This is a genomic window from Dinoroseobacter sp. S124A (assembly GCF_049801015.1).
In the GTDB taxonomy this organism is placed as follows: domain Bacteria; phylum Pseudomonadota; class Alphaproteobacteria; order Rhodobacterales; family Rhodobacteraceae; genus Dinoroseobacter.
The window spans coordinates 592,702-607,750 of record NZ_JBNAGD010000001.1; the positions used below are offsets into that span (position 1 = coordinate 592,702).

General features: G+C 64.0%; 16 protein-coding genes and 1 tRNA gene. 8 read left to right on the top strand and 9 right to left on the bottom strand.

Going from position 1 to position 15,049, the window contains the following annotated elements; translation table 11 throughout:
* Positions 1-125: 125 nt before the first annotated feature.
* A complete protein-coding gene (locus ACP15I_RS02800) occupies positions 126-1,760 on the top strand; it encodes an NAD(P)H-hydrate dehydratase (protein WP_424973807.1) in 1,635 nt (544 codons plus the stop codon).
* On the opposite strand, the gene ACP15I_RS02805 is transcribed toward ACP15I_RS02800, so the two are convergent.
* The gene (locus ACP15I_RS02805; protein WP_424973808.1) at positions 1,746-2,792 is read right to left on the bottom strand and encodes a Hint domain-containing protein; all 1,047 of its coding nucleotides are present in this window, start codon (positions 2,790-2,792) and stop codon (positions 1,746-1,748) included. The genes ACP15I_RS02800 and ACP15I_RS02805 overlap by 15 nt on opposite strands.
* 139 nt (positions 2,793-2,931) lie before the next feature.
* Between ACP15I_RS02805 and ACP15I_RS02810 the strand changes: the two genes are divergently transcribed.
* A tRNA-Leu gene (locus tag ACP15I_RS02810) sits at positions 2,932-3,016 on the top strand.
* Between the two features lie 54 nt (positions 3,017-3,070).
* On the opposite strand, the gene ACP15I_RS02815 is transcribed toward ACP15I_RS02810, so the two are convergent.
* Positions 3,071-3,253 (bottom strand): hypothetical protein, encoded by a 183-nt coding sequence (locus tag ACP15I_RS02815; protein WP_424964471.1) that lies wholly within the window; start codon positions 3,251-3,253, stop codon positions 3,071-3,073.
* Between the two features lie 440 nt (positions 3,254-3,693).
* On the opposite strand from ACP15I_RS02815, the gene ACP15I_RS02820 reads away from it, so the two are divergent.
* The gene (locus ACP15I_RS02820; protein ID WP_424973809.1) at positions 3,694-3,876 is read left to right on the top strand and encodes a hypothetical protein; all 183 of its coding nucleotides are present in this window, start codon (positions 3,694-3,696) and stop codon (positions 3,874-3,876) included.
* Positions 3,877-3,920: 44 nt separating this feature from the next.
* On the opposite strand, the gene ACP15I_RS02825 is transcribed toward ACP15I_RS02820, so the two are convergent.
* Complete coding sequence (locus ACP15I_RS02825) at positions 3,921-4,460, bottom strand: hypothetical protein (protein WP_424973810.1); 540 nt, start codon at positions 4,458-4,460, stop codon at positions 3,921-3,923.
* 419 nt (positions 4,461-4,879) lie between these two features.
* On the opposite strand from ACP15I_RS02825, the gene tig reads away from it, so the two are divergent.
* Positions 4,880-6,208: a trigger factor gene (tig, locus tag ACP15I_RS02830; RefSeq protein ID WP_424973811.1), complete on the top strand. Its 1,329-nt coding sequence runs from the start codon at positions 4,880-4,882 to the stop codon at positions 6,206-6,208.
* Between the two features lie 74 nt (positions 6,209-6,282).
* On the opposite strand, the gene ACP15I_RS02835 is transcribed toward tig, so the two are convergent.
* The 4 genes from ACP15I_RS02835 to rpsF all read right to left on the bottom strand — a co-directional run bounded on the left by ACP15I_RS02835 (position 6,283) and on the right by rpsF (position 9,664).
* Entirely contained in the window at positions 6,283-8,244 is a 1,962-nt protein-coding gene (locus ACP15I_RS02835) for a bifunctional 2',3'-cyclic-nucleotide 2'-phosphodiesterase/3'-nucleotidase (RefSeq protein WP_424973812.1), read from the bottom strand.
* 168 nt (positions 8,245-8,412) lie between these two features.
* On the bottom strand, positions 8,413-9,042 hold the full coding sequence (gene rplI, locus ACP15I_RS02840; RefSeq protein WP_424966949.1) for a 50S ribosomal protein L9: 630 nt from the start codon (positions 9,040-9,042) through the stop codon (positions 8,413-8,415).
* A gap of 12 nt (positions 9,043-9,054) precedes the next feature.
* A complete protein-coding gene (gene rpsR, locus ACP15I_RS02845; protein WP_005982441.1) occupies positions 9,055-9,282 on the bottom strand; it encodes a 30S ribosomal protein S18 in 228 nt (75 codons plus the stop codon).
* Positions 9,283-9,310: 28 nt separating this feature from the next.
* Entirely contained in the window at positions 9,311-9,664 is a 354-nt protein-coding gene (rpsF, locus tag ACP15I_RS02850; protein WP_424966948.1) for a 30S ribosomal protein S6, read from the bottom strand.
* 318 nt (positions 9,665-9,982) lie between these two features.
* Here rpsF and ACP15I_RS02855 point away from each other — a divergent pair, with 318 nt between their 5' ends.
* Positions 9,983-10,567 (top strand): YceI family protein, encoded by a 585-nt coding sequence (locus ACP15I_RS02855; RefSeq protein WP_424973813.1) that lies wholly within the window; start codon positions 9,983-9,985, stop codon positions 10,565-10,567.
* A 54-nt stretch (positions 10,568-10,621) separates the two neighbouring features.
* Here ACP15I_RS02855 and ACP15I_RS02860 read toward each other — a convergent pair whose 3' ends face one another.
* Complete coding sequence (locus ACP15I_RS02860) at positions 10,622-11,323, bottom strand: cyclic nucleotide-binding domain-containing protein (protein ID WP_424973814.1); 702 nt, start codon at positions 11,321-11,323, stop codon at positions 10,622-10,624.
* A gap of 108 nt (positions 11,324-11,431) precedes the next feature.
* Positions 11,432-12,652 (bottom strand): cytochrome b/b6 domain-containing protein, encoded by a 1,221-nt coding sequence (locus tag ACP15I_RS02865; protein WP_424973815.1) that lies wholly within the window; start codon positions 12,650-12,652, stop codon positions 11,432-11,434.
* 175 nt (positions 12,653-12,827) lie between these two features.
* Between ACP15I_RS02865 and fabD the strand changes: the two genes are divergently transcribed.
* From fabD to ACP15I_RS02880, 3 genes are all read left to right on the top strand, one after another.
* Complete coding sequence (fabD, locus tag ACP15I_RS02870; protein WP_424973816.1) at positions 12,828-13,775, top strand: ACP S-malonyltransferase; 948 nt, start codon at positions 12,828-12,830, stop codon at positions 13,773-13,775.
* Positions 13,775-14,512 carry a 3-oxoacyl-[acyl-carrier-protein] reductase gene (gene fabG / locus ACP15I_RS02875; protein ID WP_424973817.1) on the top strand — a complete coding sequence of 246 codons (738 nt, stop codon included), beginning with the start codon at positions 13,775-13,777 and terminating at the stop codon, positions 14,510-14,512. The genes fabD and fabG overlap by 1 nt, the downstream gene beginning before the upstream one ends.
* Before the next feature lie 175 nt (positions 14,513-14,687).
* The gene (locus tag ACP15I_RS02880; RefSeq protein WP_424966943.1) at positions 14,688-14,921 is read left to right on the top strand and encodes an acyl carrier protein; all 234 of its coding nucleotides are present in this window, start codon (positions 14,688-14,690) and stop codon (positions 14,919-14,921) included.
* Positions 14,922-15,049 lie beyond the last annotated feature (128 nt).

The following is a 15,049-nucleotide window of genomic DNA, read 5'->3' on the forward strand; positions in this document are numbered from 1 at the left end:
TTTACCCTCCACAATTCGGTAGCGTGGCGGGACTAGGCCGTGTCTTGCGAAAAGACAGACGCTGTCTGCGATTTGTGCAGCATGCCTCAGAAATGGGCAACTGAAAAACAACTGGAAGGGGCGAGATGCCGGACCTCCTCACAGCGGCGCAAATGCGGGCCATCGAGCAGGCCGCGATCGACAGCGGTGCGGTCACCGGGCTGGAGCTGATGGAGCGCGCCGGGCGCGGCGTCGTCGCGGCGATTTTCGAGGAATGGCCTGAGTTGGCGGGATCGCAGCGGGGGCCAGCCCCCGCACCCCCGGAGTATTTCGAGAACAATGAAGAGGGTCGGCAGTGCTTGCGTGCCATGGTGCTGTGTGGCCCTGGCAATAATGGCGGCGACGGGTTTGTGGTGGCGCGGCTGCTGAAGGAGAAGGGCTGGGAGGTCGAGGTCTTTCTATATGGTGACCCGGAGAAGCTGCCCCCGGATGCGCGGACCAATTACGACCGCTGGAGGGCTCTGGGTCAGGTTGCGCCACTGGATGATCAGGTTTTTGATGGAGTGGTCGACGAAGTCAGGAGCGCGGCGCTGTGCATCGATGCGCTGTTCGGAACCGGGCTTGCGCGTCCTTTTCTACCATTTCGGCGTATGTCGATGGCTTTGACCTCCGGGCCATCGCGTGGCTTGACGGGCAGCCGGTCGAAGGTCGTTGCGGTGGATATCCCCAGTGGCCTCTGCGCGGATAGCGGGCGTTGGCTGGAGGGCGACGCGCCGCCGGGCGTCGCGGGGCGGGCCGATCTGACGGTTTCTTTCCACAGGCAAAAGCTCGGGCATTGCCTTGAGGACGGGCCCGCCAGTTGCCGGAAAACGGTTGTGGTGGATATTGGTCTGACGGGCGGCCCTGCGGGGGAGGTCGCCCATCTGGCTGAGCCTTCCGGGGGCGCCATCGCCAAGGGTTTGGGGCGCCACAAATACAGCCATGGGCATGCCCTTGTCCTGTCCGGTCCCATGGGGCGGTCCGGGGCTGCGCGTCTTGCGGCGCGGGGGGCGCTCCGGGTCGGGGCGGGGCTGGTGACGGTGGGCGCGCCGGGATCGGCGATGATGGAATGCGCGACACAGCTGACGGCGATCATGCTGCGGCGGTGCAATGGGGCCGAGGATCTGGCGGCGTCGCTGGAGGATGCGCGCCTGAACGCGCTTTGTCTCGGGCCGGGTTTGGGCGTGGGGGAGAATACCCGCGCGCTGGTCCTCGCTGCCCTTGCCGCGAAGCGGGCAACGGTGCTGGACGCGGATGCGCTCACCTCCTTCGCGGATGACCCGCAGGACCTGTTCGACACGCTCCACCCGGATGTGGTTCTGACGCCCCATGGTGGAGAGTTCGCGCGGCTGTTTCCGGATATCGCGGCACAGCTTGCGGCCCCGCCCATCACGGGGCCCGCCTTTTCCAAGGTCGATGCCACGCGGGCGGCGGCGGCGCGCGCGGGCTGCACGGTGCTTTTCAAGGGCCCAGATACGGTCATCGCATCCCCGGACGGGCGATGTGCCGTCAACGCCGCTGTCTACGAACGCGCGGCACCCTGGCTCGCGACTGCGGGGTCGGGGGATGTGCTGGCCGGGATTATCACGGGGTTGCTCGCGCGCGGGTTTGATCCGCAATCCGCCGCGGAGACGGGCGCATGGCTCCATGTGGACGCCGCGCGCGCGTTTGGTCCGGGGCTGATCGCGGAAGATCTGCCCGAAATGCTGCCGCAGGTGTTTCGCGATCTAGGCCTGGAGTAGTACTGCCGTTTCCCAATCCCTCAGCAGGGGGCGCGCGGCGGGGAAGGGAGCCTCCTCAGCCTCGCGCAGCTCAGGGAAGATCTCGAACAGCTCTTCCTGCGCGGCGCGCCCGAGGGTCGAGACCACCGCGGGTCCGGGCCGCAGGCTCTCGGCCCAGATCCCGTCGGCGCGGACAATCTGATGGGCGTCGAACATGAAGTGGTAATAGGTAACGGGGGTCAGGTCGTAGACATGCTGGACCGTGTCGTCATTGACCAGATGCACGGCCGCCGCGAGCACCTCGGTGCTGCCAAAGAGCAGATCGGCGCGCCAATCCTCCATCAGCACCCGGTGTTGCCGTGACACCTGCATGTCCCGGATGGGCAGGCCCGGCGCCAGCGCGCCCGCGCGGATCAGAACCGGGCGGAAGCGCGCATTCCCGGCCAGACGCGCGCTGTCGATATGGGCTGCCCCGGCCCAGCGGATGATCTGGGCGCCCGCATCGCGCGTCAGCACCGCATCCCCCTCGCGCAGGACCTCGACCGGCACAAGACCGTCCGGCGTCTCGATCAGCGTGCCTGCGGTGAAACAGGGGGGCTGGGCATAGGTCTCGTGATGCTGTGCGCTCTTGCCCGGACCTTCGGAGGCGCTGACCACCTTGAGCGGTGTCCCCACGGGCGGGAACTTGTCGATGAAGGCGAGCCCCTCAACCGTGCCATAGGCGTTCTTGGCCCCCGGTTCGTTGATGTTGAACCCGATGACCGTATAGGTCTCGTTCCCGTCGGTGACCTGAAGCGTATACTCGGCCTCGACCTTCTGGTTGCCGGAATAGGAGCCACCGTTGAAGTCGAGCGGTTCTGCCAGACGCTGGCTGCCATCGGAATCGGCGAAATGATCATCGTTGTCCGAAATCGACACCGGCACCCAGTCCCCGGTGTCGAGCGTGATCTCTTTACCGACAAGGTGCTTGCCATTGCCCTGATTGCCCCCGGAGAGCTGGCCTCCGGTGACGGTCACATGGGTCTCTTCCAAGGCGTAGATTTTGTAGGACAATGCCTGTCGCGCCAAGTTGTTTCAACGTCGTGACCCCGGCCTTACACCAGAGTTCTGAACGTCGCGTTAGTGTCATGAATATCTCCGCGCGACAATTCCCTCTCGCCACCACGGCAAGGCTTTGCTAATCGGGGCGCGTGCGGGTGTGGCGGAACTGGTAGACGCACCAGATTTAGGTTCTGGCGCCGCAAGGCGTGGGGGTTCGAGTCCCTTCACCCGCACCAGCTCCCGTTGATTTTATTGCGAAGATCCCGGATAGGCGGTTTTGAACCCACCTTCTATCCCACACCCTGTTCGATGTAGAACGGCACTTCGTCTACCTTAACGAAGCTCATGGGGCCTTTTTTGTAGATGTTGATGTGGCCGTCCTTCGCCCAGCGGTAGAGGGTCGCGCGGTTGATGCCGAACGCCTCTTGGGAGTGCACTGGACGGCACGTCACTGGCTTGGGTGCGGCGGGCAAGGTCTATCCTTTCTCCTGCTGCACGGCGCGAGTGGCATCCCGCGCGATTGCCAAAAATGTAGCAGCGGCGACGTCCATCCCATTCGAACATGCAAAGACCTTGCGGAATGCTTCCCACTTGACGTTGTATCCTTGGCTTGAGGAGCTTGACCTGCGCTCCGGCGGTGCGCCCGCGTTTTCTTGTGCGGCTCGCTGACTGCTGTTCTACGGTGTTGGCCCATCGCCTCAGCCATGTGCCCCCCCAATGCAAACAAGTGCTAGAGGGAGCGGGATGGTCCCGCCCCGCACAGGAGGCAAAAGGATGAAACTTCAAATCATCTCTATTGCTCTCCAGATCTCTACAGTGGTGGCCCTTGTCACCAACATCGTCCACCACTGGTGATCGGAGTGGTCGTCCCCCGGAAACAGAGGGCGGCGACCCTGGATGTGGAGTTATAGCTATGAAAGCTCAAGACTTTCTTGCATGGACCGAGGTGACCGGCCTCACCTCTGCACGTCAAGCCGCCCTCGCTCTGGATGCGTCGCGGAACAAAATGCAGTCGTGGTTTGCTGATGCCAAGGCTGGCCGGGATGTTCCAGTGAACCGTGTGACCCGCCTTGCTATGACGGCGCTGGCTAATTAACTGAAACCCTGGGACGAATACGAAAGATAGGAGAAACGCTATGTCTAAACGCTTGCACCCTGTCTCTGTCGTGCTGAAGGGCGTTGTCTGTCCCGGGATCTTGTTGGTGGTTCCAAGGCGCAGCACGGCGCCGCGATACAGGCTGTCCAGGTCGAGCCGCCCGGTCCGCAGGTTGCCCAACTGCTCCACCACCACGGCGCGTGGCAGGGGGCCAGATCTTCGGTGTCGATCTTCGAAACCGAAACGGCGCTATCGGTTCCGGCCGTGATGTCGTGATCCACAAACTGCCCGAAATAGGTATAGGCAGCCGGGATGTCGCTGTTTGATACCTCGGGCGGATCCTGATCGATCATGTCCGACGCAACATGCGGCAGCGCATGCAGGACCGCCGCGCCGTGGGGGGCATCTTCGTCGGACAGGCAGAGATAGCCAAACTTTCCAAGATTTGCATCGGTCCAGTCCGGGTAGCTTTGAGCGACGCCAAAACCGCAGACGGATCTGGCTTCCGACGCGTGGGACATTGAATAGCCCGTGCTCGGATCGTCATAGATTGCGTGACCACCATGGCCTTTCAAGAATAACATACTGTCCTCCATACGAGTTCTGCGCGACGTACAAATCCGACACGTCGCCCCCGCAGGATCCCGCTGCGTTGTGATGTGGTCGTGAGGAGGGCGTTAGGTTGCGTCCGGGCTCTCTCGGGCGCTCTCGGACGGCCTGCTCGGCTCGGACCCTTGGCGAGGCGCGCGCCAAACCCCGCGTGAGGCGCAGCGCAGTGGCCCGGGGCCGCGCGATCGGGGGACCGAAGACGCCTCGCTGGCGGTGGCCTGACCGGCTCAGAGGCACCCGGTTCGCCCCTGTGCCGCGCTTGTCCCCCGGATCACGCCGCTTCGGGGCCGATTCCCCCCTTGCACCCTTGCCGCTGCGCACATAGAAGATCGGCTGATTTACCTGCTGGCGGAGGTCGTTTCCGCCTTTCCGAACTGAACCGATAGGGGATGACATGAACGTCACCGAGACCCTCAATGAAGGCCTCAAGCGCGGCTATTCGATCACTGTGACCGCCGATGAGCTCGATGCCAAGGTCAATGAAAAGCTCGCAGAAGCTCAGCCCGAAATCGAGATGAAGGGCTTCCGCAAGGGCAAGGTCCCGATGGCGCTGCTGAAAAAGCAGTTCGGGCCCAAGCTGCTCGGCGAAGCGATGCAGGAATCCATCGATGGCGCCATGTCCAAGCATTTCGAGGATAGCGGTGACCGTCCGGCCCTGCAGCCCGAGGTCAAGATGACCAACGAGGACTGGAAGGAAGGCGACGATATCGAGGTTGCCATGAGCTATGAGGCTCTGCCCGATGTCCCCGACACCGATTTCAGCACCGTATCGCTCGAGAAGCTGGTGGTGAAGGCCGATGACGAAGCCGTGGCCGAGGCCCTGTCGAACCTGGCCGAGAACGCCAAGTCCTTCGAGACCAAGGAAGGTGCTGCCGAAGATGGCGACCAGGTCGTGATCGACTTCCTCGGCAAGGTCGATGGCGAAGCCTTTGATGGCGGTGCCGCCGAAGACTATCCGCTGACCCTTGGGTCGAACTCCTTCATCCCGGGCTTCGAAGAGCAGCTCGTCGGCACCTCTGCCGGTGAAGAGAAGAATGTCGAGGTCAGCTTCCCCGAGCAGTACCAGGCCGAGCATCTGGCCGGGAAAGCCGCCGTGTTCGAGTGCAAGATCAAGGAAGTGAAGGCACCGAAAGCCGCCGAGGTGGATGATGAGATGGCCAAGCAGTTCGGGGCCGAAGACCTCGACGCGCTGAAGGGCCAGATCACCGAGCGCCTTGAGGCCGAGTATGCCGGTGCCGCCCGGGCCGTGATGAAGCGCAAGCTGCTGGACGAGCTGGACACGCTGGTGCAGTTCGAGCTGCCGCCGAGCCTTGTTGAGGCCGAAGCGGGTCAGATCGCGCATCAGCTGTGGCACGAAGAGAACCCCGAGGTTCAGGGCCATGATCACCCCGAGATCGAAGCCACCGAAGAGCACACCAAGCTCGCCGAGCGCCGTGTGCGTCTGGGCCTGCTGCTGGCCGAGCTGGGCCAGAAGAACGACATTCAGGTCACTGAATCCGAGATGACCCAGGCGATCATGGCGCAGGCGCGTCAGTATCCGGGCCAAGAGCGTCAGTTCTTTGAATTCATCCAGCAGAACCAGCAGATGCAGCAGCAGCTGCGCGCGCCGATCTTTGAAGACAAGGTCGTGGATTACGTGTTCGAGCTGGCCACGCTGACCGAGAAAGAGGTCACCAAGGACGAGCTGCAAGCGGCTGTCGAGGCGCTCGAAGACGACATCTGAGCCGAGCGCTCACATCAATGACAGAGGCCGCCCCTAGGGGCGGCCTTTTGCGTTTCTGAGCGGGTGCCGATGGATCAGAGCGAGATGCGGAACTGGGCGAACCCTTCGGGGCCTTCGCCCGCGGGCGAGATCTCGAGCCCCGTGATGTCATCGATATAGCCCGCCGCCTTTGGCCCGGTTTCGAACAGGACCGAGGTGTCGGCCATCGGCGCAAAGCGCCAGTTGCCATCGGCGCGCGGGCTGATCGTGCCTTGCTCGACGATGTAGCGGACGATCACGTCGCGATTGGTGTCCGGCCCCTCGAAGATGATCGTGTCGCCCGTGCCCGGGAAGCTGCCGCCCCCCGAGGCGCGGTAGTTGTTTGTCGCGATGACGAACTTGGCCTCTGGATCCAGTGGCGCGCCCTGATAGGTCAGGTTGACGATCCGGCTCGCGGTCGGGTTGAGCGGCCCACCCTTGGCGTCAAAGCGCGAGGGTTGGCTCAGGTCGATCTCGTAGCTGACCCCGTCGATCACGTCGAAATTGTAGCTCGGGAAATCGGGGTTCAGAAGGGGCTGGTCGGCGGCGCCGGGCGTGATCTGGTTGAACATCCCCGCCGAGCGTTCCAGCCAATCCTTGACCTGTGCCCCGGTGACCAGCACCGCGCGGGCGGTGTTGGGATAGAGATAGAGGTCAGCCACGTTCTTGATCGCCACATCCCCAGCGGGGACGTCGGTGTAATACTCCGGCCCGCCTCGGCCCCCGGCCTTGAAGGGGGCGGCTGCCGAAAGGATCGGCAGGCCTTCATACTCGGTACCCTTGAGCATCTCGGCGATATACCAGCTCTGCGCGATCGAGACGATCTGCACCGAGGGGTCATCGGCCACGAGCGCAAAGTAGGAATGCAGCGGCGCATCGGTCTTGCCCACGGCGCGCCGGACATAGGCGAGCGTGTCGTCATGGTCCTGTTGCACCGCATCGAGCACATATTGCTGGCTCTCCACCAGCGGCGTGATCGAGCGGTCCTCGTTGCGCTTGGAGATCGGGCGCGCCTCGGTCTCGGACGAGACCACGCGCCAGACACCGCCCTCATGCTCAAGCATCAGGTCGATCAGACCCATATGGGAGCCCCAGAACCCGCCCATGGTGGCGGGCTTGCCGTGTATCGTTCCGGCCTCGGCATCCACGGCGGCGTAATCCGCATAGGTGGGCGAGGGGAAGACCAAGTGGCTGTGCCCGGTGGCGATCGCGTCGATCCCGACCAGCGCGGCCAGCGGCACCGAGGCGTTCTCCATCCCGTCGGTCTCACGTGCGGAGCCGATGCCGGAATGGCTCAGCGCGATGATGATATCGGCGCCTTGCTCGCGCATCTGCGGGACATAGGCCCGCGCAGTCTCGAGGATATCGCGCGCCTGCACATTGCCCTCCAGATGCTTGCGGTCCCAGTTCATGATCTGGGGCGGCACGAAGCCGATCAGCCCGATCTTGATCGCGTGCTCTTCGCCCGCGCCGTCGGTCACCATCCGATCCAGGATCACGTAAGGCGGGATCAGCGTCTTGTCGGCGGTCGGGCTCGCGCCCATCTCGCGCACCACATTGGCTGAGATCACCGGGAAGTCTGCACCGGCGAGGGATTTCATGAGGAAATCGAGCCCGTAATTGAACTCGTGATTGCCCAGGGTCGAGGCGTCAAAACCCACCGCATTCATGGCGGCGATGACCGGGTGCATGTCGCCTTCCTTCATGCCGCGCTCATAGGCAATGTAGTCGCCCATCGGGTTGCCCTGCAGGAAGTCGCCATTATCAACCAGCAGCGCATTCGTCGCCTCGGCCCTTATTCCGTCGATCAGCGCCGCCGTCCGGGCGAGGCCCACCGTGTCGCGCGGGCGGTCCGCGTAATAGTCGTAGGGAAACACATGCACGTGCAGGTCAGTGGTTTCCATAATCCGCAGATGCGCCTGATTTGCGGCGGCGCGGGCGGAATAGGGGTGCAAGGCGATCAAGCTGGCTCCAGCGGCTGTGCCGAGAAAACTCCGGCGGGAAAGTCGAGCAATCATAAGGTCGATCCTTTGGCTGTACTCGCCTGATGGTTGCACGAATTAACCCTTTGCCGTCATCAAAAAAGAGCCTCCTTCGGGAAAACTGTTACCAATGTGGCATTTATTCGCCCAAAAAAAACGCCGCCCGGAGACCGGACGGCGCGAATGCCTCGGAGGAGCGCCCGATCAGGGCTGCTCGTCCTCGCTCTCGTCGGCGGCCTTGTCCTCGACCGTCTCCACGAGATCGCTGTCCTCGGACGCGGCAGAGCCGATATCGTCGAAGAGTTCCGCGATCTCGAACTCGGCTTCGGCTTCCGCTTCGGCGGCGAGTTCCTGGATGGATTTGCCGGAGGCTTGCAGCTCGGCTTCCTCGGTGGAGCGGGCCACGTTCAGAACGATGTCCGCAGTCACTTCGGGGTGCAGGGTCACGTGCACGGTGTGCAGACCCAGATCCTTGATCGGGCGGGCCAGAGCGACCTGCTTGCGATCGAGGGAGAACCCGTCCGCGGTGGCGGCGTCGGCGGCGTCACGGGTGGTGACGGAGCCATAGAGCGCGCCGGAGTCGGAGGCGGAGCGAATCACGATGAACTGCTGTCCATCGAGCTTCTCGGCCAGATCCTCGGCTTCTTTCTTCGTCTCGAGATTCCGGGCCTCGAGCTGGGCTTTCTGGGCTTCGAACTGCTTGATGTTGGCGTCCGACGCGTTCAGCGCCTTGCCCTGGGGCAGCAGAAAGTTGCGCGCATAGCCGGGCTTGACGTCGACGACTTCGCCCATCTGACCAAGCTTGGCCACGCGTTCAAGAAGGATGACTTGCATGTGCTCGGCTCCTTATTTCACGGCGTAGGGCAGCAGGGCGAGGAAGCGGGCGCGTTTGATGGCACGGGCCAGTTCACGCTGCTTCTTGGCCGAGACGGCGGTGATACGGGACGGGACGATCTTGCCGCGCTCGGAGATGTAGCGCTGCAGAAGACGGGTGTCCTTGTAGTCGATCTTGGGTGCATTGTCGCCAGAGAACGGGCAGACTTTGCGACGGCGGAAAAATGGTTTTGCAGCCATGGGTTAGCGTCCTTTTCTCAAGCGTTGATCAGCGGCGTTCGCGACGGTTGTCACGCTCTTCGCGCTTCTGCATCTGGATCGAGGGACCCTCGGGATGCTCGTCGACCTTGATCGTCATGACGCGCATCACGTCATCATGCAGACGCATCAGGCGCTCCATTTCCTGCACGGCCGGCGCCGGGGCGTCGGTCTTGAGGAAGGCGTAGTGGCCCTTGCGGTTCTTGTTGATCTTGTAGGCCATGGTCTTGAGGCCCCAGTACTCGCTGTCGACGACCTTGCCGCCATTGTCTGCGAGGACGGTTCCGAAATGCTCAACCAGGCTTTCGGCTTGCGCGTTGGACAGGTCCTGACGCGAGATAAAGACATGCTCATAAAACGGCATGCGCTCTCCAGTTCTGATACGCGTGTTTCATAGTGCGGCTTGCGACGGTCCCGGGCCGCACACGAGAGGCCACGCAGGGTCATGTGATCGGGACCCGCGCCTTATAAGCCTTGTGCCTGTGAACGCAAGGGTCCGCTACGCCGCTCGGCCCCGCGTCGCGCGGGCAGACATCCACATGGTCCTTACACGGGCCAAGCCCGGCTGTCCGTCGCGAGATCTCTGCGCGCTGGTGCAGAGAAACTGTTGAGGTGGTTGGAATTGTCCCCGGGGCCGGGCGGGGCCATTTTCTGCGCATAACTCCATATCAAGGTGCTCACCATGAAACTCCTTTCCTCCACAATCGCCGCTGCCGCACTCGCCCTGACCGCAGGGGCCGCCCATGCCGAGGCGCAGAAATACGTGCTCGACGCCAGCCACAGCCAGATCGTCTTCAGCTATAACCACCTGGGCTATTCGACGACCTATGGCATGTTCTCCGGGTTTGAGGGCGAGATCTCCTTTGACAAGGAAAGCCCCGAGAATTCGACGGTGAATGTGGCCATGCCCGTGCGCTCGATGATCACGGGCTGGGAGAAGCGGTTCGACCATTTCATGGCCGAGGATTTCTTCGGGGCGGATGATGACAGCGAGCTGGTGACCTTTGCCTCCACGGGCATCGAGGTGACGGGCGAGGATACGGCGCTGATCACCGGTGATCTCACCCTGAACGGGGTCACCCAGTCGGTCGTGCTCGATGCCAAGCTGAACGCCATGGGCGAGCATCCGATGGCCAAGACCGATTGGGCCGGGTTTGACGCGACCACCACGCTGGTGCGGTCCGATTTCAATGTCGGCGCCTTTGCGCCCTTCGTTAGTGATGAGGTTGAGGTTCTGATCTCGATCGAGGCGATGATCGCCCAGTAAGACCGGCTCTGCCGCAGGATCACAGGCGCGCCCCTCGGGGCGCGTCTTTGCGTTTCAGAGGTCCAGAGCCGCGCGGGCCCGGTTCGCCTCCAGCAGCTTGTCGCGGATTTCATGGGAGAAGCTTAGCGACAGCATATGGTCGAGCCCCTGGGTCCGGCGGCAGAGCTGGCGCAGCCCGCGCGCATCGATCTGCATGACCCGCGCCGGGCCCCGCAGCACCACCGTGGCCGAGGCCGGGCTGTCGCGCAGGCAGCTGATCTCGCCGATCAAGGCGCCGGGCCCGAGCTCTGCGATGGGTTTGCCGTCAAGAAAGACGTCCGCCGTGCCGTCGACGAGATAGGTCAGGTGCGAAACCGGCTCGGCCTGGTGGGACAGGGTCGTGCCCGCCGCCATGTCGCGCCACTTGGCGAGGTTGAGCACGCGCCGGGCCCAATGGGGCGGAAAGCCGGGCAGCTTGCGGTCGAGAAACCCGCGCTCCTGCTCGGAGAAGCGCGTGTTATGCGCGATTACGTAGAGCCGGGTGATCCCCAAAAGGCTGATCGCGATCCAGCTGAGCTGAACCAGGGCGGAGGCGAGGTTGAAATGGGTTTGCAGGCTGTAGAGCACGCATCCGGCCGCCAGCAGGTTGAGCACCGGATAGGTGTAGCGGTCGCTGGCCAGCACGCCGATCTGCAACAGGAAATAGGACAGGATATAGAAGAAGACGCCAGCCAACCCGGCCATGTCCGCGACAGCGAAAGTGGTAAAGTCATTCATGCCGATATGGCCAAGCCCCGAAAAATCGATTTTCGGAGTTTGGCGGGTCGGGTTCGGCGACGCTATCCAGTTTGCGACATGTCCAGCCGGGGGCGGAGGCGGGCGGGGTCAGCCCTCCTGCCGCCGTGCGGTCAGGGTCACGTCGATTTCGACCGCGAAGCCGACGCTGGCCTCATCCGGATAGCTGGGCCCGATCCCGAAATCGAGGCGCTGCACCGTGGCTCGGCCCGTCATCTCGGCCAGCCCCTCGGTCACGCTCAGATCGAAGGGCAGGGCGAGGGGCAGTTCGACCCCTTTGAGCGTCAGAAGCCCCGTGGCCATAAGCGGTGCATCGGAGCCCTCCGGTGCCGGGGCGATGGTGGCCGTGTAGGTCGCGGTCGGATGGGCCGTCGCGTCGAAGAACTCTGCCTCCAGCGCCTGTCCCGTGACCGAGCCGAGCGTCAGGCTGGGAATGGCCACGGTCACAGTTGTCTCGCCGGTCCGGGTCTCGGGGTCATAGGCGATCTCGGCGGTCCAATCCTCGAACGCGCCGGTGACCGGGGCGCTCAGCTGCGACACGGTGATGGACAGGGTGCCCGTCTCGACCTGCCAATCCGACGCCACCGCGGCCAGCTCCGCCCGGGCCACGGGCGCGGCGTCCTTGCCGTGATAGATCCCGAGCAGGCTGCCGACCCAAATCGCGAGGGCAAAGCCGGCGATCGCGCCGAGCGGCGGCAGGATATGGGTTGCGCGGTGGCTCGGCGCGGTCGGGGCCGGTGCCACAGCGCCGCCGCCAGGCAGCATCCGCGCCAGCGTGCCGTCCTTGTCGATGATCCGATGCTTCAGCGCCCCGGCAATATGGAGGGCCAGCGCGATCACCAGCACCCGTTCGAACACGACATGCAGCCCGGCGAAGAGATGCGCGACAGTTTCGGATTTCGGCACCATCGGCAGGTTTTGCCCAAAGGGCCACCAGATCGGCGCAAAGCCCGTGGTGGCCGCGTGGTGGATCCAGCCCGAGAGCGGGACCAGCACCAGCGCGCCATAGAGCGCCCAATGGACCATCTCGGCGGCAAAGGTCTCCAGCCGCCGTTCGGGATGCAGCGGGGCGGGCTTGGGCTGCCGGATCATCCAGGCGATCCGCACAAGGGCGAGGAAGAACACCGTGACGCCCAGTGTCTTGTGCACCGAAAAGAGCAGCGCCTTGCGGGCCAGCTGTTCACTGGTGTCGAAGGGCAGACCATTGGCGATGATGCCCAGGGGGATCAGGGCGAGGATCGACAGCGCGGTCGCCCAATGGAGGGCTTTGGAAAGGCTGCCGTAGCTCTGGGCGGTGTTGCTGAGGGCCATGGTCCGTGCTCCGTTTCTGACTTGGCGGCAACCTAGTGGCTGCGCGGCGCGGGATAAACGCCGGTCAGGCACAGACATTGTGCGGCGATAGCGACCTGTCGCCACCGATTGCACCAGCGCACGGGCTCGGGTAAGAGGCGGGACGCCAAATTCAGGGCCACATTCAGGAGTTCCCATGAGCCGAGCCTTCGTTTTCCCCGGACAAGGGGCGCAGACAATTGGGATGGGCCGCGACCTCGCGGAGGCCTATCCAGCCGCCAAGGCGGTGTTTGAGGAGGTGGATGACGCGCTGGGCGAGGCGCTCAGCACGTTGATCTGGGAAGGTGAGGCCGAGACGCTGACCCTGACGGCCAATGCCCAGCCCGCGCTGATGGCGACCTCGCTGGCCGCGCTGCGAGCGCTGGAGGCCGAGGGGCTCGATTGGGCTGAGACCGGGTTTGTCGCGGGGCATTCGCTGGGCGAGTATTCCGCGCTGGCCGCGGCGGGCGCGCTGAGCGTGGGCGACACGGCCAAGCTGCTGCGCACCCGCGGTCAGGCCATGCAGGAGGCCGTGCCCGTGGGCGTCGGCGCCATGGCGGCCCTGCTCGGGCTCGATTTCGAGGCGGTGACAGAGGTGGCCGCCGAGGCCGCTCAGGGCGAAATTTGCGAAGCAGCCAATGACAATGACCCGGGCCAGGTTGTGGTCTCGGGCCACAAGGCCGCCGTGGAACGCGCGGTGGAGCTGGCCAAGGCCAAGGGCGCCCGGCGCGCGGTTCTGTTGCCCGTGAGCGCACCGTTCCATTGCGCCCTCATGGGGCCGGCGGCCGAAGTGATGGCGGAGGCGTTGACCGCGGTTGATATTCAGGCCCCCCGCGTGCCGGTCGTGGCCAATGTCCGCGCGTCGGGCGTGGCCGATCCGGCCGAGATCCGCGCGCTGCTGGTTGAGCAGATCACCGGCTCGGTCCGCTGGCGCGAAAGCGTGAGCTGGATGGCCGGACAGGGCGTGTCCGAGATCTGGGAGATCGGGGCAGGCAAGGCCCTGATCGGGATGGTCCGGCGGATCGATCGCGCCGTGGCCACCAAGGCGATTGGCACCTCGGCGGATGTCGTGGCCGCCCTCGGCGACAAGAAGGAAGACGCATGATGTTTGATCTGACCGGAAAAGCGGCGCTGGTGACCGGCGCGTCCGGGGGTATCGGCGGCGCGATTGCGCGGGCGCTGCACGGGCAGGGCGCGGTGGTTGGCCTGAGCGGGACACGCACCGAACCGCTCGAGGCGCTGGCCGCCGAGCTGGGCGAGCGCGCCCATGTGCTGCCTTGCAACCTGAGCGATGCCGAGGCGGTCGAAGCACTGCCCAAGGCGGCGGTGGCGGCCATGGGGTCGGTCGATATTCTCGTCAACAATGCCGGGATCACGCGGGATAACCTGTTCATGCGCATGTCCGACGAGGAATGGACGACCGTGCTCGAGGTGAACCTGACCTCGACCATGCGCCTGTGCCGGGGCGTGATGCGCGGCATGATGAAGGCCCGCTGGGGCCGGATCGTGAATGTGAGCTCGGTGGTGGGCGCCACGGGCAATCCGGGGCAGGCGAATTACGCGGCCTCCAAGGCGGGGATGGTGGGGATGTCGAAATCCCTCGCCTATGAGGTGGCCAGCCGCGGGATCACCGTGAATGCCATCGCGCCGGGCTTTGTCACCACGGCCATGACCGACAAGTTGACCGATGACCAGAAGCAGAAATTGCTGGTGCAGGTGCCCTCTGCGCGGATGGGCGATGTGGACGAGATTGCGGCCGCGGCCGTCTATCTCGCAAGCCCCGAAGCAGGCTATGTGACGGGCACGACCCTGCATGTGAATGGCGGTCTCGCGATGCTCTGACGCGGGCTGCCGGTCTCCTGCGAAAGCGTTTGCCTTTGCCAAGTCATGTGTTATAGGCGGCGCAGTTTCGGAGCGGGGAACCGATCCAGCCGCTCGCGCGGGCTACCATCGTCGCCGATCGAGCGACATTGACGACACCGGGCAAAGACCCAAGAACACGAATGAGGACTAGGACATGAGCGACGTTGCGGATCGCGTGAAGAAGATCGTTGTTGAGCATCTGGGCGTGGAAGAAGGCAAAGTTGTCGAGAACGCTTCCTTTATCGACGATCTGGGCGCAGACAGCCTGGACACCGTTGAGCTGGTCATGGCCTTCGAAGAAGAGTTCGGCATCGAGATCCCGGACGACGCAGCCGAGACGATCCAGACCTTTGGCGACGCTGTCGGCTTCATCAGCAAAGCCAGCTGATCCTGTCAGCACACCGAGTTTTTCGAAACGGCGCCCTTCGAGGCGCCGTTTTCCATTTTTGAAGCGGGCTCGGGGCCCGGTTTCGTTCGCGTGATACCGCTGTTGCGGCGGCTTGCGCCTTGCCCCTC